Raw genomic sequence first — 26,754 nt, 5'->3', positions numbered from 1 at the left:
CCAGTAGCGCCGGTATCACCTTTGGCACCAGTTGCGCCGGTTGCACCAGTAGCGCCAGTAGCACCAGTTGCGCCGGTATCACCTTTAGCACCAGTTGCGCCGGTTGCACCAGTAGCGCCAGTAGCACCAGTTGCGCCGGTATCACCTTTAGCACCAGTAGCACCGGTATCACCTTTTTCGCCTTTTTCGCCAGCAGCGCCGGTATCACCTTTAGCACCGGTATCACCTTTAGCACCAGTTGCACCAGTTGCACCGGTATCACCTTTAGCACCAGTTGCGCCGGTTGCACCAGTTGCGCCGGTTGCACCAGTAGCGCCAGTAGCGCCGGTATCACCTTTGGCACCAGTTGCGCCGGTTGCACCAGTAGCGCCAGTAGCACCAGTTGCGCCGGTATCACCTTTAGCACCAGTTGCGCCGGTTGCACCAGTAGCGCCAGTAGCACCAGTTGCGCCGGTATCACCTTTAGCACCAGTAGCACCGGTATCACCTTTTTCGCCTTTTTCGCCAGCAGCGCCGGTATCACCTTTAGCACCGGTATCACCTTTAGCACCAGTTGCACCGGTATCACCTTTAGCACCAGTTGCGCCGGTTGCACCAGTAGCGCCGGTTGCACCAGTAGCACCGGTATCACCTTTAGCACCAGTTGCACCGGTTGCACCAGTTGCGCCGGTTGCACCAGTAGCACCAGTAGCACCAGTAGCACCAGTAGCACCAGTAGCACCAGTTGCGCCAGTTGCGCCGGTTGCACCAGTAGCGCCAGTAGCGCCGGTATCACCTTTTTCGCCTTTTTCGCCAGCAGCGCCGGTATCACCTTTTTCGCCTTTAGGGCCAGCAGGACCAGTATCGCCTTTTTCGCCTTTAGGACCAGTTGCACCACCACCGATTACGCTCAGGGTGTATTCGTTAGTGCCGTTTGAGGTCATTGTCAAACCGTGACCAGCGATCAGTTTCAGAGGATTGTTTGTTGAATTTGGATTGTATTTGAATGTACCTTCAGCAGGTGAGCTACCGCTGCCATTGTGGCCTGAGAATACAAACGGATTCAGGTTTTCGATGCGGTTTGCTACGGCAAACAATTGAGAGCCGTTGATTGCATCGGTAGAAGTTGCATTGATACGACCTGCGGCAACGTTTTGGATTTGACGTTCGTTACCTGCAGAACCTACAGACAATACTGCGCCGTTGCCCAAGCCGCTGGTTGCGCCTGCGAAGCCGCTGTAAGTGTAGCTGCCAACAGTAGCAGTGTTAGTAGGTACGAATGCGCTGGTTGTAGAACCATTACCCAGGGCTACGCTGTTTTCGATAGTAGATTTAGCTTCCGTACCCAAAGCCAGAGTGTTTTGGGCTGTTGCTTGAGCACCGTTACCCAGAGCAGTTGCAAACTTGCCGTTAGCTTGAGAGAGGCGACCCAATGCGATGGCTTGTTCTGAAGTGGCTTGGCTTTGTACGCCCAAAGCCACTGCGTATTTACCAGTTGCTTGAGCAGCAGGACCGAATGCAGAAGCGGAAGTACCGTTAGCTACGGAACCGCGACCGATTGCTACGTCAGAACCTTGTTTGGCTTGAGCGTCGCCACCCAATGCTACCGCGCCGTTTGCCAGGGCTTGAGAACGTTGACCGATGGCAGTTGCTACGATACCGGTTGCTTGAGAGTCGGTACCAATCGCCATTGCAGAACCGGCATTATTTACTACGCCGTCGCCATCAGAACCAGTAGAAGTACCATTAGCTTTAGCGTTATAACCTACTGCAATGTCAGCAGTTTGAGAAGCACTTGATTTAAAACCTACTGCAATAGAGTTATTACCAACTGCTTGAGCAGCTTCAGCCGCAGTCATAGAACCACCGACCGCAACAGAGCTTACACCAGCAGCATTAGCTGATGTACCACCAGCAAAAGAGGCTGTACCGGTTGCTTTTGAGGCCGCTCCAATAGCAACTGCATTTGTACCTGTTGCGGTAGCTTCGGTTGAAATAGCAACAGAATGTTGGCCGGTCGCGCTACTACCACCCAATACCACCACCTCTGCTTGAGCAGCACTAGAAGCCATTAAGACACCTGCCACTGCAACTACAGCAGCTACGGCTTTACGCTTGTCGGAAGCGGATTTTTTGCCGTGTGCATGGCTGATTTCAGAAACCGCAGTCCATGTCTGGGTCGAGTGGTTCCAAATAACTTTAAAGACTTTATTCATATCGATTTTCCTGTAAGGGGTTTGATTTCTTTTGGGACGTGTTGCTCGACCATAAACTGCTTGTCCATATATATGCCGCACTTCAGAGTCTCCCCTTTATGCGGTTTTACGTCGTAATCTCTCGTATGCAATTCCCGTGCCCAAAGTCTCCTCGGCCGAATAACAGCTAAAAGCCTGTTTTATGGGATTTTATGCTGATACATTTTGGGAAGCTTGTGAAGTTTGGGAAACGATGTGCCGTTTTTTTGTCAGCTTGTTTCTTAACAAGTCACTTTTTGTTAGCTTCTTTCAATGCATTCGGAATCCTGACTCAAATTTTATATGCTTTTGGTTTCGTAAATTGACTCTTCCGATAAAGTGTTATTTTTTCGACTTCAACGGTCATGCCGGTTAGATTTACTTGTTGCTTTTTAAACGCTTTTATAACAATATGATTTCACTTAATATTTTTAAACAGAAATGATTATTAAATATTATACGAATAGGATATTTTAGTGATAGATTTGGATGTCGGCTTTTATTTAGATAATTAATGAATTTTGTATTGAAAGTTGGTTTAAAACGTGTAAAAGCTTTGCATAGCCTGTTTTCAGACGGCCTTTAACGTTTTCTAACATATAAATGGTGAATAAATGATACGAATTTATGCGCTATTGAGCCGATAGATAAGATTAAAAAGGCAAGTGTAAAACTTGCCTTTACGTTTGGGATTTGTTTGTTCTCTATTGTAGAAAACTGTGTTGTTTTCAGGCGGCCTTACCAACGGAATGTTTGGGTCACGCCTGCGGAAGCGCCGTTGTTGCCGGCATAGCCGTAGCCGCCGGTATGGCTGAAGGCGCAGGCGGTGAGTGTGGCGAGGGTTAGGATGAGGAGGATGTGTTTCATATTTTTTCTCTGAGTGGGTTAGTTTTAGGCTTGGGCGACGTTGTGTTGCCGTATTAATCCGACTGGCTGGGGCTTGGTTGTTTTATCCTGATTTACAGTTAGACCGCTAAATTGTTTGATGATTGAAGAAGGCCGTCTGAAAACGGGTTTCACGATATTGAAACTTTGTTTTCAGACGGCCTTTATTTTATATCAGCTTATTAGTGGCGGAAATGGCGGATGCCGGTTACGACCATGGCGATGCCGTGTTCGTCCGCTGCGTCAAAGACTTCTTGGTCGCGCATGGAGCCTGCGGGATGGATAATGGCTTTGATGCCCTGCTCGGCAATGACATCTACACCGTCGCGGAATGGGAAGAAGGCATCGGAAGCGGCACATGCGCCGTTGAGGTCGAGATTGGCATCTTGCGCTTTGCGGGCGGCGATGCGGGTGCTGTCCACGCGGCTCATTTGGCCTGCGCCGATGCCGTAGGTTTGACCGCCTTTACCGAAGACGATGGCGTTGGATTTGACGTATTTTGCGACGTTCCAAACAAACATCAAATCATTCCATTCCTGCTCAGTCGGTTGGCGTTTGGAGACGACTTTCAAATCGGCGCGGCTGATGCGGTGGATGTCGGGCGTTTGTACCAACAGTCCGCCGCCGACACGTTTGAGTTCGAAGCGGTTCGCGCCTGCTTCTAGAGGCACTTCCAATACACGCACGTTTTTCTTGGCGGCGGCGATTTCGAGGGCTTCGGCGGTAAACTTCGGCGCCATGAGGACTTCCATAAATTGGTTGTCGGTAATTTGTTTGACGGTTTCGCCGTCTACTTCGCGGTTGAAGGCGATGATGCCGCCGAATGCGCTGGTGGTGTCGGTAGCGTAGGCAAGTTTGTAGGCATCCAAGGTATTGGAGGCGATGGCGACGCCGCACGGATTGGCGTGTTTCACGATCACGCAGGCCGGTGCGTCAAAGGATTTGACGGCTTCCCATGCTGCATCGGCATCGGCGATGTTGTTGTACGACAATTCTTTGCCTTGCAGTTGTTGGTATGCGGCGAGGCTGCCTGCGGCGGGGTACACATCGCGGTAGAAAGCGGCGCGTTGGTGCGGGTTTTCGCCGTAGCGCATATCTTGCACTTTAATCCAGCTCTGGTTGAACTGGCTTGGGAATTCGCCGATTTGGGGCTGGCCGCTCAAGACGTCGTCTGAAAGCGAGGTCAGGTAGTTGGAAATCATGCCGTCGTATTGGGCGGTATGACTGAATGCTTTGCGTGAGAGGTTGAAACGGGTTTTGTCGCTCAATGCGCCGTTGTTGGCTTCGAGTTCGGCGGCGATGGCGGGGAAATCGGCGGTATCGGTAACGATGGCGACGTGTTTCCAGTTTTTCGCGGCAGAGCGCACCATGGTCGGGCCGCCGATGTCGATGTTTTCAATCGCGTCTTCCAGTGTGCAGTTTGGTTTGGCGATGGTGGCGGCGAAGGGGTAGAGGTTGACGCACACGAGGTCGATGTTGCCGATGCCGTGTTCTTCCATCTTGGCGACGTGTTTGTCCAAATCGCGACGGCCGAGGATGCCGCCGTGGATTTTCGGATGCAGGGTTTTCACGCGGCCGTCGAGCATTTCGGGGAAGCCGGTATAGTCGGCAACTTCGATAACGGGAACGCCTGCATCAGCCAAGAGTTTTGCTGTACCGCCGGTAGAGAGGATTTCAACACCGAGCTTGGTCAGGGTTTGGGCAAATTCGACTGCACCTGTCTTGTCGGATAGGCTGATCAGGGCGCGTTTGATGGAAGACATTTGGATTTCCTTTGTTGAAGGTTTAATCAGTATGGGATGAATTTTCAGGGTGGTATTATCCCCCAGTTTCGCATTTTTGGCAGTAGGTTTTTGCAAATATTGTTAACAATTTTATTGTAAAAGGCCGTCTGAAACTTGGTTTCAGACGGCCTTTTGCTTTTGCCTATTTAAATCCCATTTTCTTTGCTACCCATACTGCGCCCGCCATGCCTGTACATAATGGCATGAGTAAGGCAACGGGGGCGTAGGTGAGCTCCAAAATAAAGGCTATGGCGGTCAGGGGCATTTTGAGGGAAACACCGAGGAAAACGGCGGCGCCGACAATGGCCGCGCTTTCAGAGGACATTTCAGGAAAAACACTGTTCCACGCGGCGGCAGCGGCAAAGGCGATGGTACTACCGAGCATCATGGACGGGGTAATCAGACCGCCGTATGCGCCGACGGCAAGCGCCATTAAGACGACCAACCATTTGACGGCGGTCAGCTCAAGGCTGTGTTGCCAGTCGGTCAATCCGCCAAAGGTCAGTTGATTGCCTGCTTTGCCATTGCCCAAAATTTCGGGAAACCAAATGGAAATTACGCCGATGAGTGCAAACATACAGACGGCCAAGGGAATGATTTTGACATTGTCGCGTTTAATGAGGGGGAACTTTTGGGCGGTACGCTGGAAAAAGACGGCGGTTGCGCCCAGTATCGGGCCGATGATGGCGGAAAACCAAAGTAATGAGGTGTTGATGGGAAGGTCGGTCGGATGATATTGCTGCACGTCGCCCAAACCGATGCGCGCGACGGCGGTGGCGATGACTGAAGTCAGCAATGCGGCGGCGACGGCTTGCTGCGTCCACAAGCCCAGCATGACTTCGAGGATGAAAAGTGTGGACGCGAGCGGCACGTTATACACGGCTGCCAAACCTGCACCCGAGGCGCAAGCAATGACCAGCCTTGCTTCGTCTTCGCTCAACCCGAAACGGTTGACACCGACTGAAGCAAAGGCGGCGGTCATTTCGCGCGGTGCAACTTCACGGCCGAGCGGCGAGCCAAGCCCGACGGTAATGATTTGCAACAGGGCATGGCTGACGGTTTCAAACAACGGAAAGCCGGCAAGCGGATTTTTAACCACGGCTTTGATACTCGGTTGCGGCCTGCCGTGGCGTTTGAGCAACCACCACCCCAAGCCGACCACCGCGCCACAAAAAACCATCACGCCGATACGCCGCGCAGGACTTGCCTGCGATACGCCCTCCCTGAAAGAAATGTATAGGCCGTCTGAACCATAACCATAGGCAAGATGTTGAATCGCGTGCATGATTTCAGTTAATACAATGCCGACCATGCCGCCGATAATGCCGGTAATGATGAGGGCGGCCCAAAGTTTATGCGTTTCTTTCACGGGATTTGACTTGAGGTAGTAATGGTTTGATAAAAACGTTTTTTAAGGGGACTATTGTCCGCCTAAGGGATAGTTTTGGGGGGCAACGTGGGTTTTGCCGTTATAAGGGAAAATATATTTCTGATTTTTATAATTTTTCTTTCCTGATACGCCGCTGAGTTTTGCAGCCAACGCCCATACGCCGGATACGGCAGGACGGCTTTTGTCAAAAGCAATTTTGGCTTCCAAGCTGGTATATCTGTCTTTGCAGTTTCGTTTTTCACGCCCTTTCAATTCATCGCAATCGCCAAAATATGCGCCGTTATCGTTACCGTTGATAATTAAGCTTTTACGGACACGGTTGCTATTATCGGTAAACAGGAAATTTTCTCCGGTTGTCGTTTCACCCTGACCTGTATAACCTGATTCGACAGTGTATCCCCAGTTTTGCTCACCCATCTGGACAAACCGCCAATCCTTATTCTCCGGCACATCCCCCCATGCGCCAATTTCATCTCTTCCATGCAGCTTGATTGCCCACTTGCTGCCTGCTTTTTCCAAAACAAACAATTCCGCCAGACCCGAAGAAGCATGCGCGTCCTGTTTTACTTTTTTCTCCATATCGTAGGCAAAACCAGTGTACAACACATAGCGCGTGGCTTTGCCGTTGCGCGTTACGGTATGGTCGGCAACGGGTTTCATGCAATACATAATATTGTCAGATGCTGTCTCACTGTCTTTCGGCGGCTTGGCGAGCTGGCATTTGTGCGCGGCAAGCGGTCGGTTGTAATACTTGGCAATGACGGCCTGTACGGAGGCTTTGTCGTTATCGGGTGCAGCCGACGCCAAAATAGGGCAGGCAAGCAAAAGCAGGGAGATGATGCGTTTCATAGAAATTTTCCCAAAATGTTTTATTGAAAAAAGATACTGCTTACTTCAGGCCGTCTGAAACCGTTTTCAGACGGCCTTTTTGTGTTTGTTACTGACACGCGCCAACATACCGGCGACAAAAGTGGACACAATAACGACGGTAATGCCCATCGCAGACATAGCACTTAAATGTTCGCCCAAAATTAACACCGCCATGATAACGCCAATGACAGGCTCAAGCGAAATCAGCAGACCGGAGACGTTGGCAGGGACTGTGTTCATGCCTTTGTTCCACAACAGATAGGCAAGCCAACTACAGCCAATCCCCATATACAAAATCGACAGCGTACCGCCCCATGACCAGTTGATTTGATAGCTGTCTGCCAACACCAGCGAAAACGGCAGACACAACACCGCCGCCGCCGCCATGGAAGCCGCGGTAAATGCGGGCACGCCGATACGGGCAATCATCTGCTGGCTCGGACGTATCACGCCAGCAAAACCCAATCCCGCAAGCAAAATCAACAGACAGCCGAACCAGTCAATCGTACCGCCCTCTTCTGCACCGCCCATTACCATCATGCCCACGCCGGCAAACGCCACCGCACAGCAAATCCAGTGGTAAAGTTTGGCTTTGTCGTTGAAGAAGAAATGACCGACAAAGACCACCAGCAAAGGCTCCAACCCCACCATGGTAACCGCGCTGGCAGCGGATGTATATTTCAAACCGATAAACTGGAGCATCAAAACGACAACGTAGTTGACAAAGGAGATCCACAGCAACGGTTTCCATTCGCTCCGCGGAATCCTACCCAAATGACGGCGGCACGACGGCAGCACCATCAATGCGGCAATCAACAACCGCGCCTCAACCATCAGCGTCGGGTCGAGCATCTCATAGGAGTACTTGGCAGCGATAAACGAGCTGCCCCAGATTAACAGTGCGAGTATTTGGTAAAGCATGGTTCAACTCATGGCAAAAAATTAATCGTTTCTTCTCTGGCTTTCAGACGGCCTGAAGCCTTTTCAAGCTGTTTTTATTTTGATTGTGTCAGCGAATCCAAAAAGTCGAAGAGTTTGGCATTCATTTCACTGAAATCCGCCGCTTCGATTTTATCCGGATGTTGGACATAAGTTTGGGCTTGACTTTGTTCGGCCACATTTTCGCGCCCGTCCGCCGCAATCAGCAGCCCGACGGCTTCGCGGTCAAACTCCAAATGGGCTTGGAAGGCATAATGTTTGGGCGCAAAACGGATAATCTGGCGCGGACAGCCTTTGCTGGTTGCCAACACAACCGCCTCATTCGTCAATCCGGGCATGTCGCCGTGCCAATGGCCGGTATTCAGGGTTTTGCCCAACAGGGAAACATGGGCATCCGCCAAACCTTCCGCCGTCAGCTCAATCGGGTAAATGCCGATTTCACGCTCAGGGCTGCGCGTGTGGCGCGCACCGTAGGCAACGGATAAAAGCTGCGCACCCAAACACACGCCGACAATATATTTATCCGCCGCCATTGCCTGACACATCAGGCGCAGCTCGGATTGGGGGTCGTAATACGGGAATGCCTGTCTGTCTTCATCAGGCGATTGCGGCCCGCCCATCACAATCAAAAAATCTATATTGTCCACATTATCAGGCAGAGCTTCCCTTTCGTACACTTTGGTTGCACTGATGTTATGGCCGCGCCATTGCGCCCATTTCAAATATGCTCCCGGCACTTCAAATGCCTCGTGCAGGATGAAATGGATATTTAATTTATTCGGATTTTGCATTGTTATTTCTCCTTCGACCGTCAGGACGGGTTGCCCTGCAGTATTACAGCATACCGTGCTGTTGTAATTTTTTACGCAAGGTATTGCGGTTCAAACCCAAAATAACGGCAGCTTTAGACTGATTGCCGCCGCATTGCTCCATCACGCAGGCAAGCATCGGCTTTTCAACTTGGTGCAACACCATATCGTACACGCCGCAAGGTTCCGTGCCATCCAAGTCTTTGAAGTATTGTCGTAAGTTTTGTTCAATACATTGCGCAATGTCAGTAGTCGTTTGATTCATCGTGATGTCTTTCTGTAGATTTGTTTTTAGATGATGAGGCCGTCTGAACATTCAGACGGCGTTTATTTAATTTGATTGAGAAATTTACCCTATTCAATTCTTATTTTTTTATCAAAATCTTATACTGCAATAGATTTCTGTAATTTACTATCCCAAAATGCCCTCCATATCCCGTTTTCTTGAGCCAGATAGATAACAAATGTTTTAATAAATTAAACATAGGGTTTCCTGAAACCATCTCCTTATGCAACCTACTCCTCAAAGCAAGTAATCTTGCCAACCTTTTCTCCATCAGGTTCGATTTCTGCTACATGAGTTCCATCTTTATTACTCCAAAAGAAACGCCCGTCTTCCTCATACCAAGGCTTGCCCAGTACATACCAAGCTTTATCCAAACTGTCACCTGGGTGGATGGTTTCGCATGTTGCTTTATCCTTACCTGCACTCAGCATACAAGCATCATGTTGACGACAATCAGGATTCATGCACCTGCCCTTGTCTTCATTCCAATAGCGATCCATTAATTTACAGGCTATCAGATTGTAGTCATAAGCATAAATACCAAATCCTGTCAGCACCAGTATGGCTATGCCGAAGCGTTTGAAGCGTAGGGGCAATTTCATATTTACTTCCAAAAAAGAAAAAGGCCGTCTGAAACTCTTCAGCCTTCCCGATAGTGGCATACCCAAAGGTCGGTTTTTTCTGAAAGCGTCTCAAGATAGGCAGCAAGGGTGTCGTATTGTGCCGCGACGCTGTCCAAGAGGTTGATGTCTCGGCGTGTTTGTTCGCCGTCGGGCATTTCGTCGATATACCAGCCGATGTGTTTGCGGGCGATGCGTACGCCGGCCACTTCGCCATAAAATTCATGCATGGCGCGGATGTGGTTCAAAATGGTGGCGTTGCATTCTGCCAAGCTCAAGGCCGGCGGCAAAACGCCGTGTTCTGCATAATGTTTTAAATCACGGAAAAGCCACGGCCTGCCTTGTGCGCCACGCCCTATCATGATGCCGTCGGCAGCGGTTTGCTTGAGGACGGCGACGGCTTTTTGTGGCGAAGTAATATCGCCGTTGACCCAAACGGGGATGTTTAGACGGCCTTTGGTTTCGGCAATCAGTTCGTAACGCGCTTCGCCTTTGTACATCTGCGTGCGCGTGCGGCCGTGGATGGCAAGGGCTGCTATGCCTGATTCTTCGGCAATTTTGGCGATGGTCGGCAAGTTTTGATGTTCGTCATGCCAGCCCAAACGGGTTTTGAGGGTAACGGGTACGTCCACCGCGTTGACAACGGCTTCCAAGATTTCGCCAACCAAAGGCTCGTTTTGCATCAACGCGCTGCCTGCCTGCACATTGCAGACTTTTTTGGCCGGGCAGCCCATGTTTATATCAATGACCTGCGCGCCTAAGCCGACGTTATACCGCGCGGCTTCCGCCATCTGCTGCGGATCGCTGCCGGCAATCTGCACGACCACAACTCCGCCTTCGCCTTCAAAATCGCTGCGGCGCAAGGTTTTTTTGGTATGGCGCAAACTTGGATCGCTGGTCAGCATTTCGCATACCGCCCACCCTGCGCCAAACTCGCGGCAAATCCGGCGGAACGGTTTGTCCGTAATGCCTGCCATGGGGGCAAGTGCGATGGGGTTGTCAATGAAATAGCCGCCGATGTGCATGATGTGTGCGCCAAGTTAAAAGGGCTGAAATTGTACAATTTTTAAGCAATTTTTCCAATCGTATTTACATGTTGCACAATGAAAAAGGCCGTCTGGAACTGAGTTTCAGACGGCCTTTTCAGCCACAATATTTAAATAAACAGCATAACAACCATCTGCACTGCGGCCTGAATCATGGCGATAATCGGCCAAATTAGTTTGGCCAGCAGACCGGTAAACAACAGGATCAGGATAATCCATGTGCCGTATGGCTCGATTTTACGGAACTGCATGGACTGTTTGGCGTTAAGGAAGGTATCGATAAAAATACCGCCGTCCCAAGGTAAAATCGGAATCAGGCTGAATGCGACCCAAATCGAGTTTACCATCACGCCGTAACCGGCCATCTGCACCAACGGCGCTTGATAAGACTCAGGCACATACGCGGAAAATACGACGACAAAGCCCCAAAAGAACGCCAAAATCAGATTGGCAATCGGACCTGAAATCGACACCCAACGCCACGCACGGCGCGGATCGCGGAAATTGCGCGAATCGATGGGCATAGGACGCGCCCAGCCGAACAGAAAACTGCCTATCATCAGACACACCAGCGGCACGACAATCGTACCGACAGGATCGATATGCGGCAGCGGATTGAGGGTCAAACGCCCAAACTGCTCGCCGGTATGGTCGCCCCAATACCGCGCCGTATAACCGCGTGCCACTTCGCGCACGGTAATGGCCAACAACACGGGCAATACTGCCAGCAGAAATACGCCTAAATCAAAATTTGCAAACATGGTTTTCCTTATCAAACATGCCGTCTGAAAACAGAAAATATCCTTTCAGACGGCCTGAGGCTTTAATCGTCTTCTTTTTTATTCGCACTGAAAAACTCTTTCAGCTCTTTCCAAGTAATGCCCTTACCTTGCGGATTCAATTTGAAGACTGGTTTGCCGTAATTGCTGTACACACTGTCGCCGATAATATTAATGGCCTTATGTGTGCCGTTGATTTGCATATACATGCGGGAAGCCAACATGCGGCCTTTGCGGTCGAGATAATAGTCGACAACAAGATTGTTACCGAATATCCTCTGGAAGCTAAGTGGCTGGTTATCACTTATGTTGACAGACATACTGAAAAATTCCCGCGCATTTTTATAATCTTCTTCTGTTGACCCTGGTTGAGGCGTTTTCTGTAATTTCGACAATTCTTCATCAAAAGCCTTAGCCATTGCCTTCATTACGACAGAATCATACTCCGGTTTCATGACATGACGTACACGATAGCGTGCATGGTTTGCCTTACCAAAGGCATCCATTTCTTTAAATACATATGCATCGGCAGGCATAGCCTTATTGGCACTCAAAAAAGCACGTACTCCCGCCTCTGCAATATGATCAAAAGGCATGTGTTTCGAATCACCGATTTCTTTCAAACTCACTTTTAAAGGTTCTTTAATCAAACGTTTGCCGATTTTCTCATCAGTGTACACATTAACAATGGCAGACACGCTGGCAGGCAGATCAACATAAATTTCCCATTTTTCCGCATCTAACTTCATAGGAAGTTTGATACTAAGTTTTTCATTGTGGTTGTTGATGACCAATTCAGGAATCATCTCAAATTGACGCGTTGACAAATCAACTGCCGACTCATAATTCAGATGAATCCCTTCCATGTAACTGGATATGGCAGGATATTTATCCAGATAATCAACGGCAACTTGTGCGATATTGCCATCCGGCAAGGCATCAAGCATTGCATTGCGGAACTCAGCCTCTTCTCGTTCAGAAAACTCCTGCTTCAAAGCAGCGTCGTCTTCTTGAGCAACCTTCATAGAGGATGCCGCCTCCCCCTCTTTGGCTTTGGCATCCTTTGCTTTCGCTTCGGCTTTCTTTTCCACCTTTTCATCTGCCAATACAGCTTCAGCCAATGGGCTGATATATATTCGAGAGCTGCCTGTGATGTTAAAGCTGCGGTCTTCTTTTAAAATACGGTCATTGGAAATCGACATTACCTCGTGTGCGGTTTTGTGATCCAAATTACTGCACGCGCTCAAACCAAATACCGCAGCAATGGCCAAACCAATTATCTTATTCATTTTGCCCAACCTTTTTGATTAAATGATTCCGTTAGTACAATTTAACACAAGGCAACGATTCCATAAAGGCTTCAAACAGCATGATTCATTGCTGCTCGCTATCATACCTAATTCAATCGCCCTATCTATTTCAAGCCCAAAGGCCGTCTGAAACTTCAAATCCAGTTTCAGACGGCCTTTGATTTCCTATTTAAAATGCCTTTGCTGTTTTACAGGCTGTAATACATTTCAAATTCCAGCGGATGAGGTGCCATACGGATACGGCGGACATCTTCTTCTTTGAAGGCGATGTAGCTGTCGATCCAGTCTTTGCTGAACACACCGCCGCGCAGGAGGAATTCGTGGTCGGCTTTGAGGGCGGCCAGTGCTTCTTCCAGAGAAGCACAAACGGTAGGCACCAATGCATCTTCTTCGGGTGGTAGGTCGTACAGGTTTTTATCGGCAGGGTCGCCCGGATGGATTTTGTTTTGAATACCGTCCAAACCGGCCATCAACAAAGCGGCAAATGCCAAGTATGGGTTGGCGGTCGGATCAGGGAAACGCGCTTCGATACGGCGTGCTTTGCTGCTGTTCACAGACGGAATACGGATGGAAGCGGAACGGTTTTTGGCAGAATATGCCAGTTTGGTCGGCGCTTCGAAGTGCGGCACGAGGCGTTTGTAGGAGTTGGTGGACGGATTGGTAATCGCGTTCAGGGCCTTGGCGTGTTTGATGATGCCACCGATGTAGTAGAGCGCGGTGTCGCTCAAGCCGGCATAGCCGTCGCCTGCAAACAGGTTTTGACCGTCTTTCCAGATGGATTGGTGGACGTGCATACCGCTGCCGTTGTCGCCCATAATCGGTTTGGGCATGAAGGTAGCGGTTTTGCCGAAGTTGTGGGCAACGTTTTGAATCACGTATTTCATGTCTTGGGTTTGGTCGGCGCGTTTAACCAAAGTGGCGAAGCGCGTGCCGATTTCCATTTGGCTGCCGGTACCGACTTCGGCGTGATGGACTTCCACTTCGATGCCGAGTTCTTCCAAAACATTGACCATGGCAGAACGCAGGTCTTGGCCGCAGTCAATTGGTGCAACAGGTGCGTAACCGCCTTTGACGGTCGGACGGTGGCCGGTGTTTTGACCGTCCATGTGCAGGCCGCTTGACCATGCGCCACTTTCGGAAGTGATTTCGTAACGGGTTTTGTGCATGTCGGTTTCAAATTCTACGCCGTCAAAAACGAAGAATTCAGGCTCTGGGCCGAAATAGGCAGTGTCGCCGATACCGGAAGATTTCAAGTAAGCTTCGGCGCGGCGGGCGATAGAACGTGGGTCGCGGTCATAGCCTTGGCCGTCGGCCGGGTCGATAACGTCGCAGGTAAAGACAACGGTGGTATCGTCGTAGAAAGGATCGACGAAGGCCGTAGACGCATCGGGACGCAACTGCATATCGGAAGCCTGAATGCCTTTCCAGCCACCGATGGACGAACCGTCAAACGCTTGACCGTTTTCGAACCATTCTTCGGGATCGTCGAGGACGATGCGGGCGGGGATGGTAAAGTGGTGCTGCTTGCCTTTGGTATCGGTAAAGCGCAAATCTACGAAGCGGGCTTCGCTTTCTTCAATCAGTTTTACAGCGTCTTTGATGGACATCTTCAGCTCCTGAGGGAATGGGTTTAAGTTGTTATTCTACCACGGTAAGGCCGTCTGAAATACATCAGGGCACCCGTTTTTACGCAATGAAATATAGTTTCAGACGGCAAGATTGTCAACAATATGCTTTGGGTTGTCTGTTCAAAAGCGGAATGCCCGCCCTTTTGTCCGAATGCCGACAAAACAGATGCCGTCTGAAAACAGTTCAGACGGCATCTGTTGTTTGGTTTGAAAACGATCAGCGAGGATAGCGGTTGCAGACAAATTCGTACTCAGCCTCTCCAACCGTACCTGGAACAACATAACTCCATTTGGCATAGGGTGGTGTACCAGAGATGATAGGGTTTCCCGATTCGAAATACCCCGTTACCGTCAAAGTCCTAGAACGTTTACCACTGCAATCCATTTCTTCCAACTTTTTAATTTTATTATAAAATTTTCCACTACTAAGCTTTTTCGGCTTGGCATACCTCATTTCAAACCATGCTCTATCGTCCGTACGGCTGTCTGCATCACCAAATATGGTAATATCACTGTCAATACTTACCAACACCCAATCCGCCGCCACCGCCGGCGTTGCCAACCCTAATGCAAATACTGCCAAGCACAACATCTTTTTCATGTCTGCCCCTTTCGTTCTTGTCAACAAAATAAAGTTAAATTGTAAAAAAGGAATGACTTTTTTTCAAGAAACAAATATTCCATCATGCTACCTGACAACCGTTTCAGACGGCATCGTTTCCATCTGTACGCTGCCGTTATAAAATAGCCGTCCCGTCTTTTGGAATACGACCATGACTACCCTCCCCCGTTACGCCGTTTTCGGCAACCCTGTTGCACACAGTAAATCGCCGCAAATCCATCAGCAGTTTGCGCTGCAGGAAGGTGCGGCCATCGAATATGGGCGCATTTGTGCCGAAATCGGCGGTTTTGCTGAGGCTATTGCGGCGTTTCGTGCAGAGGGTGGGCAAGGTGCGAATGTAACTGTTCCGTTCAAGCAGGAAGCTTTTGCGCTGGCGGACGAACATTCCGACCGCGCTTTGGCTGCCGGCGCGGTCAATACGCTGGTGTGGTTGGAAGACGGCAGAATACGCGGCGACAATACTGACGGTATCGGTTTGGCCAACGACATCATGCAAGTCAAAAATATTGCCATCGAAGGCAAAACCATTTTGCTTTTGGGCGCAGGCGGCGCGGTGCGCGGCGTGATTCCGGTTTTGAAAGAACACCGCCCTGCCCGTATCGTCATTGCCAACCGTACTCATGCCAAAGCCGAGGAATTAGCACAGCTTTTCGACATTGAAGCCGTCCCGATAGAGGATTTGAACGGCAGTTTTGATATCATCATCAACGGCACGTCCGGCGGTTTGAGCGGTCAGCTTCCTGCCGTCAGCCCTGAAATTTTCCGCAACTGCCGCCTTGCCTACGATATGGTTTACGGCGAAGCGGCGCAGGCGTTTTTGAACTTTGCCCAAAGCAACGGCGCGGCCGAAGTTTCAGACGGCCTGGGTATGCTGGTCGGTCAGGCTGCCGCCTCCTACCATATTTGGCGCGGATTTACGCCCGATATCCGCCCTGTTATCGAATACATGAAAGCCCTGTAACCATGTTCCGCATCATCAAATGGCTGATTGCCCTGCCCATCGGTATCTTCATTTTCTTCAACGCTTATGTGTACGGCAACATCATTACCTACCGCGCCGTCGCGCCCAGCAAAACCGCTTTCATGTCCATGCGCATGAGCCAGTTTGCAAAAGAAGGCCGCGATGTCGAGCTGGATTACCGCTGGGTGCCTTACGACCAAATCTCAGTCAACCTCAAAAAAGCCCTGATTGCTTCCGAAGACGCCAACTTTGCCGAACACAGCGGCTTTGACTGGAACGGCATCAAATACGCCATGAAACGCAATAAGCAAAGCGGCGAAGTTAAAGCCGGCGGTTCGACCATCAGCCAGCAGCTGGCGAAAAACCTGTTTCTCAACGAAAGCCGCAGCTACATCCGCAAAGGCGAAGAAGCGGCGATTACCGCGATGATGGAAGCTGTTACCGACAAAGACCGCATTTTTGAGCTGTATTTAAACTCAATCGAATGGCACTACGGCGTATTCGGCGCGGAAGCAGCGTCCCAGTATTTCTACAAGAAACCTGCCTCCGCCCTCACCCGCCAACAAGCCGCCAAGCTCACGGCGCGCGTTCCGGCTCCGCTGTTTTACGCAGACCACCCTAAGAGCAAACGGATGCACAACAAAACCAATATCATCTTACGCCGCATGGGTTCGGCAGAATTACCTGAAAGCGATATGGATTAATTTAAAAGGCCGTCTGAATATTTCAGACGGCCTTTGTTTTTAGGCTTTCTCTTCCGGCTCCGGTACGTCAAACACTTGGCGCAGGTAAGCGAGGAAGGTGTTGTTGGTGGTCATGGTTTTGCCCGGGGAGTCGGAGAGCTTGGCAACGGATTGGCCGTTACACTCGACAAGCTTCAAGACAATGTTCAAAGGCGTGTGTCCCAAGTCGTTGGTCAGGTTGGTACCGATACCGAAACTGGTTTTGAAACGGTCTTTGAAGTATTGGTGCAACGCCCATGAACGCTCAATATCGAGGCCGTCTGAAAAGGTCAGCATTTTGGTGCGGCTGTCGATTTTGAGTTTTTTGTAATGCTCGTAGGCTTTGTCGCCCCAAACATAAGGATCGCCGCTGTCGTGGCGCAGGCCGTCGAAGAGTTTGGCGAAGTACAGGTCGAAGTCGCGTAAGAAGGCATCCATGCCGACCACATCGGTCAGGGCGATACCGAGGTCGCCGCGGTATTCGTGTACCCAACTTTCCAGCGCGGCTTTTTGGAAATTGCGCAAACGTACGTCCAAGGCTTGGAAGGCTTGGAGGAACTCGTGTGCCATGGTGCCGATGGGTGTGATGCCGATTTTTTTGGCGAGATAAACGTTGCTGGTACCGCGCACAATGTCGGGAGCAGCTTCCAGCAAGGTGCGGATAACGTGTTCCTGCCATGCGAGGGTGTAGCGGCGGCGCGTGCCGAAATCGGAAATAAGGAACGGCGGATCATTCGGATTTTGTGTAGCTGCAATTTCTTTCAGCTGTTGCGCTTTGGCCTGTAAACGGAGCTCGCCTTCTTCGATGACGGCAGGCGTTTCCAAGCGGCGGAAATAGAGTTCGTTGACGATGGCAAGAATGAAAATCTCGAAGAACATCGCCTGTATCATCGGGCCTTCGATGCGGATATTCAGACGGCCTTGATCGTCAGGGCTGACTTGGACGAAGCGGCGTTGGAGTTGGAAAAGTTCGAGATAATCGACAAAGTCGCTTTTGATAAAGCGCAGGCTGCGCAGATAGTCGAGTTCGTCATGGGTAAAGCGCAGCTGGCACAGGGAGTCTAGTTCGCGTTCCAAGTCTTCTTGAATATCGGCCAGCGGATACACCATCTCTTTGTTGCGGCAGCGGAATTCGTAGAGGCTGTGGGTTTGCGGGAATTGGTGTAACACGACTTGCAGCATGGTGAATTTGTACAGGTCGGTATCAAGCAGGGATTGGATAATGGGCTGATAAGCAGACATAAGTTTTCTCTGAGTAAACGTGGGCTTGATGAGGGTATCGATTTTAATAGGAAAGGCCGTCTGAAAGAAACCTTATTCAGACGGCCTTTATCTTATTTAATCCAACTGCGCTACGGAAACCGGCAAAGAACGGATGGCAGACAACATCGTGCTGGCATCTTTTTGCTGTTTGCGGAACGCGGCCATATTGGTCGGAGTCAATTTCGGCGTCGGCAGGGCGACGGTAGTCGGGTTGACCGGCTGGCCGTTGACGCGTGCTTCGTAGTGCAGGTGCGGACCGGTCGAACGGCCGGTTGTACCGACAAAACCAATCACTTCGCCGGCGCGGACTCTGCCGTCGGCAGGGCTGAACGCGCTCATGTGGCCGTACAGGGTTTCCACACCGTTGGCATGTCGAATCATCACGGTATTGCCGTAGCCGCCTTTCCAACCTTTGAAAATCACTTCACCGTCGGCAGCAGCCTTAATCGGGGTGCCGGTCGGCGCGGCATAGTCGATACCGGTGTGCATACGGACGGTATGCAGAACTGGGTGGACACGGTAGCCGAACGGGGAAGAAATGCGCGTGTATGCAACAGGCTCGGTATTAAAGCCTGCTTTTTGTTGTAGGGACTTACCGTTTTGGTCGTAGTAGCTACCGCTTTCTTCGTCGCCTTTGCCTTGGCTGTAATAATAGGCTTGGTAGGTTTTGCCGTCTTTAACCACTTCAGCCGCCAAAATATCGCCGACCGCCATTTGTTGGCCGCGGAAATACATGCTGTTGTACAAAAGACGCACGGTATCACCTTCGCCCAAGTCGCTCATATTGAACGAATCGGCAAAGATTTCTTTGAGCTGGATATACACTTCGGAAGGGATTTCGGCACGGAGCATATCACCGATGGCGGAAGTGCGGATTTTCACGGAACGCAGGGTCGGCATGGTTTTCATGTCGATTTCGGCATTGGAGATGCGCCATTTGCCTTTGACTTTTTCCAAAGCGACCAAGTTGCGTTCCAATTCTTCATCGGTAAAGAATTGAACGTCGGTCACTTGGCCTGAAGAATCGATACGGATGTTGACGGATTGGTTGGTCCGCAGGTTTTTCATGTCGAGGTTGGCATTGTTTTTCGCCATGATTTGCTTGATATCTTCTTGGTTGACACCCATGCGCGTCAAAACGTCTGCCAAAGAGTCGCCGGCTTGGACGACTTCTTGCACCCAATAGCTGGATTGATAGGTATTGGTTTCCACATAAACGGCAGGCAGCTCTTCGGAAATACGCTCGACTTTGAAATCGGTCTGTGCAGGTTGAGGGTCGGTAATGGCGTATGCGGTCATGATGCCTGAAGCCGGCAGCAGAAACGCTAAGAGGGTTGCTTTGAATCGAGTGGAATATTTGTTTTTAATCACGCGTTATCCTTAATGGGGCGGTCTGTTTTTTTAAAGTTTGCAGAATGCCGGCACATCCGGCCTGCTGCGACCGCTTGCTGGTTTAAACAGTTTTGGGGATAAAGGACTTTGAGTCTTTTTTCCGATCTGAAAATCAGGTTTTCATTCGGAATGAATGAGGTCGTGTTTGAGATTGACGTTATTATCAGGGCTATTGTGTTGATTTACACCCTGTTTTTCTGAAATTTACGCCACGCATTCTAGCATGGCAGCCCGTTTTTTCCAAACCGGCCGTCTGAACGGCTCTTTTTCAGGGCGTAAAGGCAAGGTTCCGAAACGCATCATTTGTCGCGTAAAATAACGGTTTTCCTATCTATTTGCGCTTATGAAGCTGACCCTCGCCCTCCCCTCGCTCAACCGTTTTGCCGACGAATCCGTTCCTGCGCTTGCCTTACCTGCTTTTAACCGTCTTTTGCGTTACGGCATATTACGCAAAGAAACACTCAGGCCGTCTGAATTTTACGGCCGCCATTTGTGGAGCGGCAGCCTCATTACCCAAGTGCAGCGTTTACGCCACACAAGCCAAAAACGCACAGCCGCTTTTGCCTCTCCGGTTTGGCAACAGATGGGCATGCACCATGTCAACATTATCAGCGGCGAGTTTATCGGTATCCAAAAAGAGGAGGCACAACGGTTATGTGCGGATTTGTCGGCGTTTTATCAAGATAAAGATTGGCAATTCGAGCCGCTTTGCGAAAGCATGTGGCTGCTCAGTATGCCGAAGATTGAAGATTGGGGCGCAGAATGTGTTTTGGATGTGTGCGGACAGCCGGAAATGGACGGTCAGGCGCACGGCAAGGATGCGGTGTCTTGGTTGGCCATGCAGACGGAAATCCAAATGTTTCTCCACACGCATCCGATTAACCAAGCGCGTGAACAACAAGGATTGCCGGAAATCAACGGTTTGTGGCTGTGGAATGACGCGGACGGTACACAGTCTGCGGATATCGTCGCTTCAGACAGCGCATGGGCGCGTTTTTCGGATAAGCCCAAACTCGATGCGCCATATGATTTGAAGGCTTGGTTTGAGATGGTTCAAGAAACAGGCAACACGGTTTCAGACGGCCTTATCTTTTTGGACGACTTGGTTTCCACCTTACAGACAGGCGATGTTTGGGCATACAAAGATATTTTGGAAAGCTGGGAAAATCGTTGGTTTGCACCTTTATGGGACGCACTCGCTTCAGGCCGTCTGAAAACCGTGTGCATTGCTACAGACGGCGAAAACGGCGGCACGCTGGAAATCGGCCGCCGTTCCAAATGGGCATTTTGGCGCAAAGCTAAAACGTTTAACGGATCATGGTAAACGGTTTTAAGCCTCCAGCGCCTCCAATTTGGCTAAAATTTTGTCCCACACATCCTGCAACGGAATCGCTTTCAACAGACGTGTCGGATCGTTGGTGTCGATACTGTCGGGATGGGGCAATTCGGCATAATCGCCGGCATAAATGACCTCGGCCTCTTCGGAATACGGACGCCATTTATTCACCCATGATGCGCCAAACAAAGCGATTTGCGGTTTATCCAAAGCTGCGGCGATGTGCATCGGTGCGGAATCGACACCGACAAACAGCTTGGCGCCCTCAATGGCCGCCGCCAATTCACGCAGACTCAAGCATCCGGACAGCACATATACTTTTCTGCCTTCCGGAATATTCAGACGGCCTATAATTTCCTGAAGCATGTATTGCTCGACAGTGTTGTGAGAAGCAGTCAATACGACATTCTGTCCGCTGTTGAGCAGAAGCTGTACGATAGCGGCGTTTTTGCCGTCTTCCCAACATTTGAAATGCCAACGCGCCCCCGGGTGCAGCAACACATAATCTTCGCCGCTCCAACCCTGCTCACGCAATTTCTGCCGCATGCTTTCCCTTGCATCTTGCGCCACCCAAAGGCGCACTTTGGCATCGGCTACGTCTTTCGGCTGGATAAGCGGCACAAGGATATTCAATTGATTTTCAACGATATGATGACTGGTATCAAGCTCATGGTTGATAAAATCATGACAGAAACGCCACCAGAAACCGTCGCGCTTGATGCAGTCCAAACCCACGCTGCAACGGGCGCACAGTTTGGCGATTATTGCCGCGCGCCATTGGTCGGACAGGTTGAAAGCCCAGTCATAATCGCGCGCCTTTAGCTTAGACAAAAGATTTTTCTCACACGCCAACTGCTTGAATACGCCCAGCTTCTTCCAATTTCGATCAATGGTAAAAATCTGCGCAATCTGCGGATTATCGGCAATCAGCTGCCCCGTACCGGCATACACCAGCATATCGATTTCGCAATCGGGGAAACGGGTTTTCAGCGCATCGACCACCGGCGTGCTCAAAAGCACATCGCTATGATGGCGCAATTTGATGATCAGAATACGTTTGGGTTGGGCTAAAGACATACAAATACTTTCAGACGGCCTGTTGATTGGCTGCTATTGTAAAGCGGAAAACAGGTTTCATAAAATACAAAACAGGCCGTCTGAAACCTATCTTGCTGATTCATCGCTATAAAATCCGCACAAGCCATGCAATTTATATTACAATCCGCACCCCGTGGTTCGAAAACCTCCCACATTAAAAAACTAAGGAAACCTCATGTCCCGCAACAACGAAGAGCTGCAAGGCATCTCCCTTTTGGGCAACCAGAAAACCCAATACCCGAGCGAATACGCGCCTGAAATTTTGGAAGCGTTCGACAACAAACATCCCGACAACGACTATTTCGTCAAATTCGTCTGCCCCGAGTTCACCAGCCTCTGCCCGATGACCGGCCAGCCCGACTTTGCCACCATCTACATCCGCTATATTCCCCATATTAAAATGGTGGAAAGCAAATCACTGAAACTCTATCTCTTCAGCTTCCGCAACCACGGCGACTTCCATGAAGACTGCGTCAACATCATCATGAAAGACCTCATCGCCCTGATGGATCCGAAATACATCGAAGTATTCGGCGAATTCACACCGCGCGGCGGCATCGCCATTCATCCGTTTGCCAACTACGGCAAAGCAGGCACAGAGTTTGAAGCTTTGGCACGCAAACGCTTGTTTGAGCACGATGCACAATAATCCTGTTCAGACGGCCTAACGTCCTTTTCATTGCAAGACTTTCTCTATTGCACAGTCTCTCAGGGCTTCATGCCGTCTGAAAAAACTTCCGAAAGATTCTCATGTACGAATTTACCGCCGCACAGCAGAAGAAAGCGCTCTTCTGGCTGGTGCTTTTCCATATTTTTATTATTGCCGCCAGCAACTATCTGGTGCAGTTTCCCTTTCAAATTTTCGGTATCTTTACCACTTGGGGCGCATTTTCCTTCCCCTTTATCTTCCTCGCTACCGACCTGACCGTGCGCATTTTTGGCGCGCCGTTGGCGAGACGGATTATTTTTTGGGTGATGCTCCCGGCCCTGCTGCTCTCTTACGTCTTCTCCGTCCTCTTTCATGAGGGCAACTGGACAGGCTGGGCATCTTTAACTGAATTTAACACCTTCGTCGGCCGTATCGCATTGGCCAGCTTTTCCGCCTATGCGCTTGGGCAAATCCTCGATATTTTTGTGTTCAACAGATTACGCCGTCTGAAATCATGGTGGGTTGCCCCTACCGCTTCCACCGTAGTCGGTAACGCTTTGGACACGCTGGTGTTTTTCGCCGTTGCCTTTTATGCAAGCAACGATGAATTTATGGCGGCAAATTGGCAGGGCATCGCATTTGTCGATTATCTGTTCAAACTCGCCATCTGCACCCTCTTCTTCCTGCCTGCCTACGGCATCGTATTGAGCATCTTGACCAAAAAGCTGACTTCCTTAAACGTCCGTCAAGAAATGCCCGAATCAGTTTTAGCCAAATAAGCAGTAGATAAAAAACAAGGCCGTCTGAAACTTTAATCGTTCAGACGGCCTTTTATGTTTTAAACAATTAACCGGTCAATTGTTTGGTAATCAGTTTTTTCAGCGGTGGGAAGTTATTACTTGCACGCAATACCAAACCGCGCAGCAGTTTTGCCGGAGCAGTTTCATTGGTAAAGAGTTTCAGCAGCATATTAGTGCCGTGGTAAATCGGATGGGCATGGAACATATGCTTGGTGCTGTATTTTTCCAGCAGACTCTTCGCACCAATATCCTGACCGCGTTGCTCGGCTTCGAGAACCAATTTAGCCAAAAGATCGGCACTTGCCAGACCCAAGTTGAAACCGTGCGCAGTAACCGGATGCATACCGACTGCGGCATCGCCGATCAACGCGCTGCGTTTGCCATAGAAACGTTGGGCAATCATGCCGACCAAAGGATAATTGTGAATGGTGCTGACCAATTCCATATCGCCCAAACGGCCTTTGAGTTGCTCTTTCACGCTGGCTGCCAACTCTTCCGGCGACATATTTTTAATCGTTTCGGCTTTATCGCTGTCCACCGTAATCACGGTATTGGTCAAGTGTTCTTCCAAAGGCAGTAACGCAATGGTGCGGCCGTAGTGGAAGCATTCATATGCGGTATGCAGGTTGGACAAAGTATGCTTCATGCGGCACACAAACATGGTGCGACTGTAATCGTGCATATCTGAAGAAATGCCCAGTTGACGGCGCGTTTGCGAGAAGCGACTATCGGCGGCCAACAACAGACGGCCGGTCAATACTTCGCCGCTTTCCAAAATAACTTGCGCCTCATTGTCAGAAGTTTTAACTTCTTTAACATTGGTGCCGGTCAGGATTTTGACGTTGTCCAATTTGGACACGACTTCATAAGCGGCTTTGCGGATATTGTGGTTGGAGATCAAATAGCCCAAGTAGTCCGCAGGCTCGCCGCGCGCCTGAGTCGGTTGCGGGAAGTGGAGCTGGTAATCGGAATGACCGTTCAACACTTTAGCATCGCGCAAAGGATAAATTTCGTCTTTTGGAATCAAATCCCACATACCCAATCGCTGCATGATTTCACGCGACAGATGCGTCAGTGCGATTTCACGGCCGTCATACGGCGGATTTTGCAACACTTCTAAAGGACTTCTTTCAATCAGGGTTATGTTCAAACCGCTTCCGGCCAACTCTGCGGCAAAACTTAATCCGGCAGGGCCTGCGCCGACGACGAGAATATCACTGTGTAAGCTCATGGGAGGAATTCCTTGTATTCAACTGATACGGATTTTTTCAGACGGCCTTAAGTTTACTGTGTTTAGCTACAGGAGGGTAAATCAAAGGCATTTAATAGATTGTATAGAAAGAATCGATAGAATAAAACAAAGACTATCGATTGTAAGCACGTTTTTACTTTGACCTTAATATAAATCAAGCTTCACGACATACGGATTTTATCCAACAGACAAAATAGTCTGACAAACAAAAACCGCATTCCGAAAAGGAATGCGGCTTTCAATCGTAAAACGATTATTCTTCAGAACCGGTGTAAGGACGGATGCTGACGGTTTTACGGTTCAGCGCGCCTTTGGTTTTGAATTCAACGTAACCATCGACTTTAGCAAACAAAGTGTGGTCTTTGCCCATGCCTACGTTGTCACCTGCGTGGAATTTAGTACCACGTTGACGAACGATGATAGAGCCTGCCGGAATCAGCTCGTTGCCGTAGGCTTTAACGCCCAAGCGTTTGGCTTCTGAATCGCGACCGTTGCGGGTGCTACCGCCTGCTTTTTTACTTGCCATTTGTAATACTCCTGAACTTACTTGAAATTAGGCGATTGCCACGATTTCGATTTGGGTGAAATTTTGGCGATGGCCTTGGCGTTTTTGGTAGTGTTTGCGACGACGCATTTTGAAAATGCGTACTTTCTCGCCACGACCATGAGCAACGACTTTAGCTGTTACTTTTGCGCCTTCGATAAAAGGTGCGCCTACTTTTACAGATTCGCCGTCAGCAATCATCAAAACTTCAGTCAGTTCGATTTGGCTGTCGAGTTCGGCTGGTATCTGTTCTACTTTCAATTTTTCGCCAACGGAAACTTTATATTGTTTACCGCCGGTTTTTACGACCGCGTACATACTCAACTCCATGAGAATTAGGTTAACTTTCCGCACACCATGTGCGAAACGAGCTATTCTATTTCTATTTGCCTGTTTTGTCAAAATTTATTTTATTTACAAGTGAAAAGGCCGTCTGAAAGATATGTTGCATGCTTTTTAACTGATATAATCACGCGCTGGATTGCTGATATCTTTAATGCAACGTTATTACCCCGACCGAATGTACGGGTTTAAACAGATTCATTGGAGCCCCGCTCCTTTTTATCAACAGAGAATGTTTTATGCTCGAAAACCTGCCTTACTTCCAACGCCACCTGCCCGATGACCTTGCCAAAGTTAATGCGGTCATCAACCAAGCTGTTCAATCCGATGTTGCACTGATTTCGCAAATCGGCACATACATCATCAGCGCAGGCGGTAAGCGCCTGCGTCCGATTATTACCATTTTGGCAGGCAAAGCAGTCGGGCATGACGATGAAAAACTGTACTCGCTGGCAGCAATGGTGGAATTCATCCATACCTCTACCCTCCTGCACGACGATGTCGTCGATGAAAGCGATTTGCGCCGCGGCCGTAAAACAGCAAACAACCTCTTCGGCAACGCGGCGGCTGTTTTGGTCGGCGACTTCCTATATACACGCGCTTTCCAACTGATGGTTGGCTCAGGCAGTATGCGTATCTTAGAAGTGATGGCAGATGCGACCAACATCATCGCCGAAGGCGAAGTCATGCAGCTGATGAACATCGGCAATACGGATATTACCGAAGAGCAATACGTCCAAGTTATCCAATACAAAACAGCAAAACTGTTTGAAGCGGCCGCTCAAGTCGGCGCAATTTTGGGCAAAGCTTCCACCGAACACGAGCAAGCCCTAAAAGACTACGGCATGTACGTCGGTACGGCTTTCCAAATCATTGACGATGTATTGGACTATTCTGGCGAAACCGAAGAAATCGGCAAAAACGTCGGCGACGATTTGGCAGAAGGCAAACCCACCCTGCCATTGATTTACCTGATGCGAAACGGCTCCGAACAGGCCGCCAACGATGTGCGCCATGCTTTGGAAAATGCCGACCGCAGCTATTTTGAAAAAATCCACGACTATGTCGTCAACTCCGACGCTTTGCCGTATTCGATTTCCGAAGCGAAAAAAGCCGTTGACAAAGCCATCGCTTCATTGGACGTGTTACCTGACAGCGAAGTCAAAGAAGCCATGATCCAACTGGCAAAAGAATCTTTGGCCCGAGTATCTTAA

26 protein-coding genes and 1 riboswitch are annotated in these 26,754 nt (G+C 49.8%); of the genes, 6 read left to right on the top strand and 20 right to left on the bottom strand.

Features of this window, described 5'->3' with window-relative positions; translation table 11 throughout:
* From ACTHSQ_RS04000 to ACTHSQ_RS03935, 14 genes are all read right to left on the bottom strand, one after another.
* On the bottom strand, nt 1-2,195 hold a 2,195-nt coding region (locus ACTHSQ_RS04000), incomplete at its 3' end, for an ESPR-type extended signal peptide-containing protein (protein WP_440371798.1).
* 756 nt (nt 2,196-2,951) lie between these two features.
* The gene (locus ACTHSQ_RS03995) at nt 2,952-3,080 is read right to left on the bottom strand and encodes a hypothetical protein (protein ID WP_003684264.1); all 129 of its coding nucleotides are present in this window, start codon (nt 3,078-3,080) and stop codon (nt 2,952-2,954) included.
* Between the two features lie 200 nt (nt 3,081-3,280).
* Nucleotides 3,281-4,861, bottom strand: a complete 1,581-nt coding sequence (purH, locus tag ACTHSQ_RS03990; protein WP_440371797.1) for a bifunctional phosphoribosylaminoimidazolecarboxamide formyltransferase/IMP cyclohydrolase — start codon at nt 4,859-4,861, stop codon at nt 3,281-3,283.
* 163 nt (nt 4,862-5,024) lie between these two features.
* The gene (locus ACTHSQ_RS03985; protein WP_440371801.1) at nt 5,025-6,194 is read right to left on the bottom strand and encodes a chloride channel protein; all 1,170 of its coding nucleotides are present in this window, start codon (nt 6,192-6,194) and stop codon (nt 5,025-5,027) included.
* Between the two features lie 108 nt (nt 6,195-6,302).
* Nucleotides 6,303-7,121 (bottom strand): hypothetical protein, encoded by an 819-nt coding sequence (locus ACTHSQ_RS03980; RefSeq protein ID WP_003684239.1) that lies wholly within the window; start codon nt 7,119-7,121, stop codon nt 6,303-6,305.
* Nucleotides 7,122-7,187: 66 nt separating this feature from the next.
* Nucleotides 7,188-8,063, bottom strand: a complete 876-nt coding sequence (locus ACTHSQ_RS03975) for a DMT family transporter (protein WP_003684265.1) — start codon at nt 8,061-8,063, stop codon at nt 7,188-7,190.
* Between the two features lie 74 nt (nt 8,064-8,137).
* Nucleotides 8,138-8,872, bottom strand: coding sequence for a glutamine amidotransferase-related protein (locus ACTHSQ_RS03970; RefSeq protein ID WP_003684246.1), 735 nt, complete (start codon nt 8,870-8,872; stop codon nt 8,138-8,140).
* Nucleotides 8,873-8,915: 43 nt separating this feature from the next.
* Nucleotides 8,916-9,155: a Fis family transcriptional regulator gene (locus ACTHSQ_RS03965; protein WP_003684241.1), complete on the bottom strand. Its 240-nt coding sequence runs from the start codon at nt 9,153-9,155 to the stop codon at nt 8,916-8,918.
* Between the two features lie 251 nt (nt 9,156-9,406).
* Nucleotides 9,407-9,778 (bottom strand): hypothetical protein, encoded by a 372-nt coding sequence (locus ACTHSQ_RS03960; protein WP_003684258.1) that lies wholly within the window; start codon nt 9,776-9,778, stop codon nt 9,407-9,409.
* A 38-nt stretch (nt 9,779-9,816) separates the two neighbouring features.
* Nucleotides 9,817-10,821 carry a tRNA dihydrouridine synthase DusB gene (dusB, locus tag ACTHSQ_RS03955; RefSeq protein ID WP_440371796.1) on the bottom strand — a complete coding sequence of 335 codons (1,005 nt, stop codon included), beginning with the start codon at nt 10,819-10,821 and terminating at the stop codon, nt 9,817-9,819.
* A 131-nt stretch (nt 10,822-10,952) separates the two neighbouring features.
* Nucleotides 10,953-11,603, bottom strand: a complete 651-nt coding sequence (locus ACTHSQ_RS03950) for a site-2 protease family protein (protein WP_049328871.1) — start codon at nt 11,601-11,603, stop codon at nt 10,953-10,955.
* A gap of 62 nt (nt 11,604-11,665) precedes the next feature.
* Nucleotides 11,666-12,910, bottom strand: a complete 1,245-nt coding sequence (locus ACTHSQ_RS03945) for a hypothetical protein (protein ID WP_314053181.1) — start codon at nt 12,908-12,910, stop codon at nt 11,666-11,668.
* A 209-nt stretch (nt 12,911-13,119) separates the two neighbouring features.
* On the bottom strand, nt 13,120-14,538 hold the full coding sequence (glnA, locus tag ACTHSQ_RS03940) for a type I glutamate--ammonia ligase (protein WP_070843343.1): 1,419 nt from the start codon (nt 14,536-14,538) through the stop codon (nt 13,120-13,122).
* A gap of 238 nt (nt 14,539-14,776) precedes the next feature.
* A complete protein-coding gene (locus tag ACTHSQ_RS03935; protein ID WP_440371795.1) occupies nt 14,777-15,160 on the bottom strand; it encodes a surface-adhesin E family protein in 384 nt (127 codons plus the stop codon).
* A 172-nt stretch (nt 15,161-15,332) separates the two neighbouring features.
* Between ACTHSQ_RS03935 and aroE the strand changes: the two genes are divergently transcribed.
* Together aroE and mtgA are read left to right on the top strand one after the other, a co-directional pair.
* The gene (gene aroE / locus ACTHSQ_RS03930) at nt 15,333-16,142 is read left to right on the top strand and encodes a shikimate dehydrogenase (RefSeq protein WP_003684270.1); all 810 of its coding nucleotides are present in this window, start codon (nt 15,333-15,335) and stop codon (nt 16,140-16,142) included.
* Between the two features lie 2 nt (nt 16,143-16,144).
* The gene (mtgA, locus tag ACTHSQ_RS03925; protein ID WP_003684244.1) at nt 16,145-16,846 is read left to right on the top strand and encodes a monofunctional biosynthetic peptidoglycan transglycosylase; all 702 of its coding nucleotides are present in this window, start codon (nt 16,145-16,147) and stop codon (nt 16,844-16,846) included.
* A gap of 39 nt (nt 16,847-16,885) precedes the next feature.
* Here mtgA and pncB read toward each other — a convergent pair whose 3' ends face one another.
* Entirely contained in the window at nt 16,886-18,106 is a 1,221-nt protein-coding gene (gene pncB / locus ACTHSQ_RS03920; protein WP_440371794.1) for a nicotinate phosphoribosyltransferase, read from the bottom strand.
* A 96-nt stretch (nt 18,107-18,202) separates the two neighbouring features.
* Nucleotides 18,203-19,498 (bottom strand): M23 family metallopeptidase, encoded by a 1,296-nt coding sequence (locus tag ACTHSQ_RS03915; RefSeq protein ID WP_440371793.1) that lies wholly within the window; start codon nt 19,496-19,498, stop codon nt 18,203-18,205.
* Nucleotides 19,499-19,862: 364 nt separating this feature from the next.
* Between ACTHSQ_RS03915 and ACTHSQ_RS03910 the strand changes: the two genes are divergently transcribed.
* Nucleotides 19,863-20,843 (top strand): hypothetical protein, encoded by a 981-nt coding sequence (locus ACTHSQ_RS03910; RefSeq protein ID WP_440371792.1) that lies wholly within the window; start codon nt 19,863-19,865, stop codon nt 20,841-20,843.
* A 6-nt stretch (nt 20,844-20,849) separates the two neighbouring features.
* Here the strand turns inward: ACTHSQ_RS03910 and rfaQ are convergent, their stop codons facing one another.
* Complete coding sequence (rfaQ, locus tag ACTHSQ_RS03905) at nt 20,850-21,932, bottom strand: putative lipopolysaccharide heptosyltransferase III (protein ID WP_440371791.1); 1,083 nt, start codon at nt 21,930-21,932, stop codon at nt 20,850-20,852.
* A gap of 148 nt (nt 21,933-22,080) precedes the next feature.
* Nucleotides 22,081-22,125, top strand: a riboswitch (PreQ1 riboswitch).
* A 3-nt stretch (nt 22,126-22,128) separates the two neighbouring features.
* Here rfaQ and queF point away from each other — a divergent pair.
* Nucleotides 22,129-22,602 carry a preQ(1) synthase gene (gene queF, locus ACTHSQ_RS03900; RefSeq protein WP_003748427.1) on the top strand — a complete coding sequence of 158 codons (474 nt, stop codon included), beginning with the start codon at nt 22,129-22,131 and terminating at the stop codon, nt 22,600-22,602.
* Between the two features lie 101 nt (nt 22,603-22,703).
* Nucleotides 22,704-23,381 (top strand): 7-cyano-7-deazaguanine/7-aminomethyl-7-deazaguanine transporter, encoded by a 678-nt coding sequence (locus ACTHSQ_RS03895; protein ID WP_440371790.1) that lies wholly within the window; start codon nt 22,704-22,706, stop codon nt 23,379-23,381.
* 67 nt (nt 23,382-23,448) lie between these two features.
* Here the strand turns inward: ACTHSQ_RS03895 and ubiM are convergent, their stop codons facing one another.
* The 3 genes from ubiM to rplU all read right to left on the bottom strand — a co-directional run bounded on the left by ubiM (nt 23,449) and on the right by rplU (nt 25,516).
* Nucleotides 23,449-24,633, bottom strand: coding sequence for a 5-demethoxyubiquinol-8 5-hydroxylase UbiM (gene ubiM, locus ACTHSQ_RS03890; protein ID WP_440371789.1), 1,185 nt, complete (start codon nt 24,631-24,633; stop codon nt 23,449-23,451).
* Nucleotides 24,634-24,907: 274 nt separating this feature from the next.
* Nucleotides 24,908-25,180: a 50S ribosomal protein L27 gene (gene rpmA / locus ACTHSQ_RS03885; protein ID WP_002212328.1), complete on the bottom strand. Its 273-nt coding sequence runs from the start codon at nt 25,178-25,180 to the stop codon at nt 24,908-24,910.
* A gap of 27 nt (nt 25,181-25,207) precedes the next feature.
* Entirely contained in the window at nt 25,208-25,516 is a 309-nt protein-coding gene (gene rplU / locus ACTHSQ_RS03880; RefSeq protein WP_002216394.1) for a 50S ribosomal protein L21, read from the bottom strand.
* Nucleotides 25,517-25,779: 263 nt separating this feature from the next.
* Between rplU and ispB the strand changes: the two genes are divergently transcribed.
* The gene (ispB, locus tag ACTHSQ_RS03875) at nt 25,780-26,754 is read left to right on the top strand and encodes an octaprenyl diphosphate synthase (RefSeq protein WP_003686805.1); all 975 of its coding nucleotides are present in this window, start codon (nt 25,780-25,782) and stop codon (nt 26,752-26,754) included.

This window comes from Neisseria sp. P0009.S008 (assembly GCF_051958615.1).
Classification (GTDB): domain Bacteria; phylum Pseudomonadota; class Gammaproteobacteria; order Burkholderiales; family Neisseriaceae; genus Neisseria; species Neisseria subflava.
This window is presented reverse-complemented; position numbering and strand designations above follow the sequence as displayed.

What these genes read in the sequence shown, in the direction of transcription:
- ACTHSQ_RS03935 (WP_440371795.1), bottom strand. Translation starts at nt 15,160, where the DNA reads ATGAAAAAGATGTTGTGCTTGGCAGTATTTGCATTAGGGTTGGCAACG.
- purH (WP_440371797.1), bottom strand. Translation starts at nt 4,861, where the DNA reads ATGTCTTCCATCAAACGCGCCCTGATCAGCCTATCCGACAAGACAGGT.
- ACTHSQ_RS03960 (WP_003684258.1), bottom strand. Translation starts at nt 9,778, where the DNA reads ATGAAATTGCCCCTACGCTTCAAACGCTTCGGCATAGCCATACTGGTG.
- aroE (WP_003684270.1), top strand. Translation starts at nt 15,333, where the DNA reads ATGACTACCCTCCCCCGTTACGCCGTTTTCGGCAACCCTGTTGCACAC.
- rpmA (WP_002212328.1), bottom strand. Translation starts at nt 25,180, where the DNA reads ATGGCAAGTAAAAAAGCAGGCGGTAGCACCCGCAACGGTCGCGATTCA.
- dusB (WP_440371796.1), bottom strand. Translation starts at nt 10,821, where the DNA reads ATGCACATCGGCGGCTATTTCATTGACAACCCCATCGCACTTGCCCCC.
- ubiM (WP_440371789.1), bottom strand. Translation starts at nt 24,633, where the DNA reads ATGAGCTTACACAGTGATATTCTCGTCGTCGGCGCAGGCCCTGCCGGA.
- ACTHSQ_RS03945 (WP_314053181.1), bottom strand. Translation starts at nt 12,910, where the DNA reads ATGAATAAGATAATTGGTTTGGCCATTGCTGCGGTATTTGGTTTGAGC.
- ispB (WP_003686805.1), top strand. Translation starts at nt 25,780, where the DNA reads ATGCTCGAAAACCTGCCTTACTTCCAACGCCACCTGCCCGATGACCTT.
- ACTHSQ_RS03950 (WP_049328871.1), bottom strand. Translation starts at nt 11,603, where the DNA reads ATGTTTGCAAATTTTGATTTAGGCGTATTTCTGCTGGCAGTATTGCCC.
- ACTHSQ_RS03985 (WP_440371801.1), bottom strand. Translation starts at nt 6,194, where the DNA reads ATGGTCGGCATTGTATTAACTGAAATCATGCACGCGATTCAACATCTT.
- glnA (WP_070843343.1), bottom strand. Translation starts at nt 14,538, where the DNA reads ATGTCCATCAAAGACGCTGTAAAACTGATTGAAGAAAGCGAAGCCCGC.
- ACTHSQ_RS03910 (WP_440371792.1), top strand. Translation starts at nt 19,863, where the DNA reads ATGAAGCTGACCCTCGCCCTCCCCTCGCTCAACCGTTTTGCCGACGAA.
- ACTHSQ_RS03980 (WP_003684239.1), bottom strand. Translation starts at nt 7,121, where the DNA reads ATGAAACGCATCATCTCCCTGCTTTTGCTTGCCTGCCCTATTTTGGCG.
- rplU (WP_002216394.1), bottom strand. Translation starts at nt 25,516, where the DNA reads ATGTACGCGGTCGTAAAAACCGGCGGTAAACAATATAAAGTTTCCGTT.
- ACTHSQ_RS03965 (WP_003684241.1), bottom strand. Translation starts at nt 9,155, where the DNA reads ATGAATCAAACGACTACTGACATTGCGCAATGTATTGAACAAAACTTA.
- rfaQ (WP_440371791.1), bottom strand. Translation starts at nt 21,932, where the DNA reads ATGTCTTTAGCCCAACCCAAACGTATTCTGATCATCAAATTGCGCCAT.
- ACTHSQ_RS03995 (WP_003684264.1), bottom strand. Translation starts at nt 3,080, where the DNA reads ATGAAACACATCCTCCTCATCCTAACCCTCGCCACACTCACCGCCTGC.
- mtgA (WP_003684244.1), top strand. Translation starts at nt 16,145, where the DNA reads ATGTTCCGCATCATCAAATGGCTGATTGCCCTGCCCATCGGTATCTTC.
- ACTHSQ_RS03970 (WP_003684246.1), bottom strand. Translation starts at nt 8,872, where the DNA reads ATGCAAAATCCGAATAAATTAAATATCCATTTCATCCTGCACGAGGCA.
- pncB (WP_440371794.1), bottom strand. Translation starts at nt 18,106, where the DNA reads ATGTCTGCTTATCAGCCCATTATCCAATCCCTGCTTGATACCGACCTG.
- ACTHSQ_RS03895 (WP_440371790.1), top strand. Translation starts at nt 22,704, where the DNA reads ATGTACGAATTTACCGCCGCACAGCAGAAGAAAGCGCTCTTCTGGCTG.
- queF (WP_003748427.1), top strand. Translation starts at nt 22,129, where the DNA reads ATGTCCCGCAACAACGAAGAGCTGCAAGGCATCTCCCTTTTGGGCAAC.
- ACTHSQ_RS03975 (WP_003684265.1), bottom strand. Translation starts at nt 8,063, where the DNA reads ATGCTTTACCAAATACTCGCACTGTTAATCTGGGGCAGCTCGTTTATC.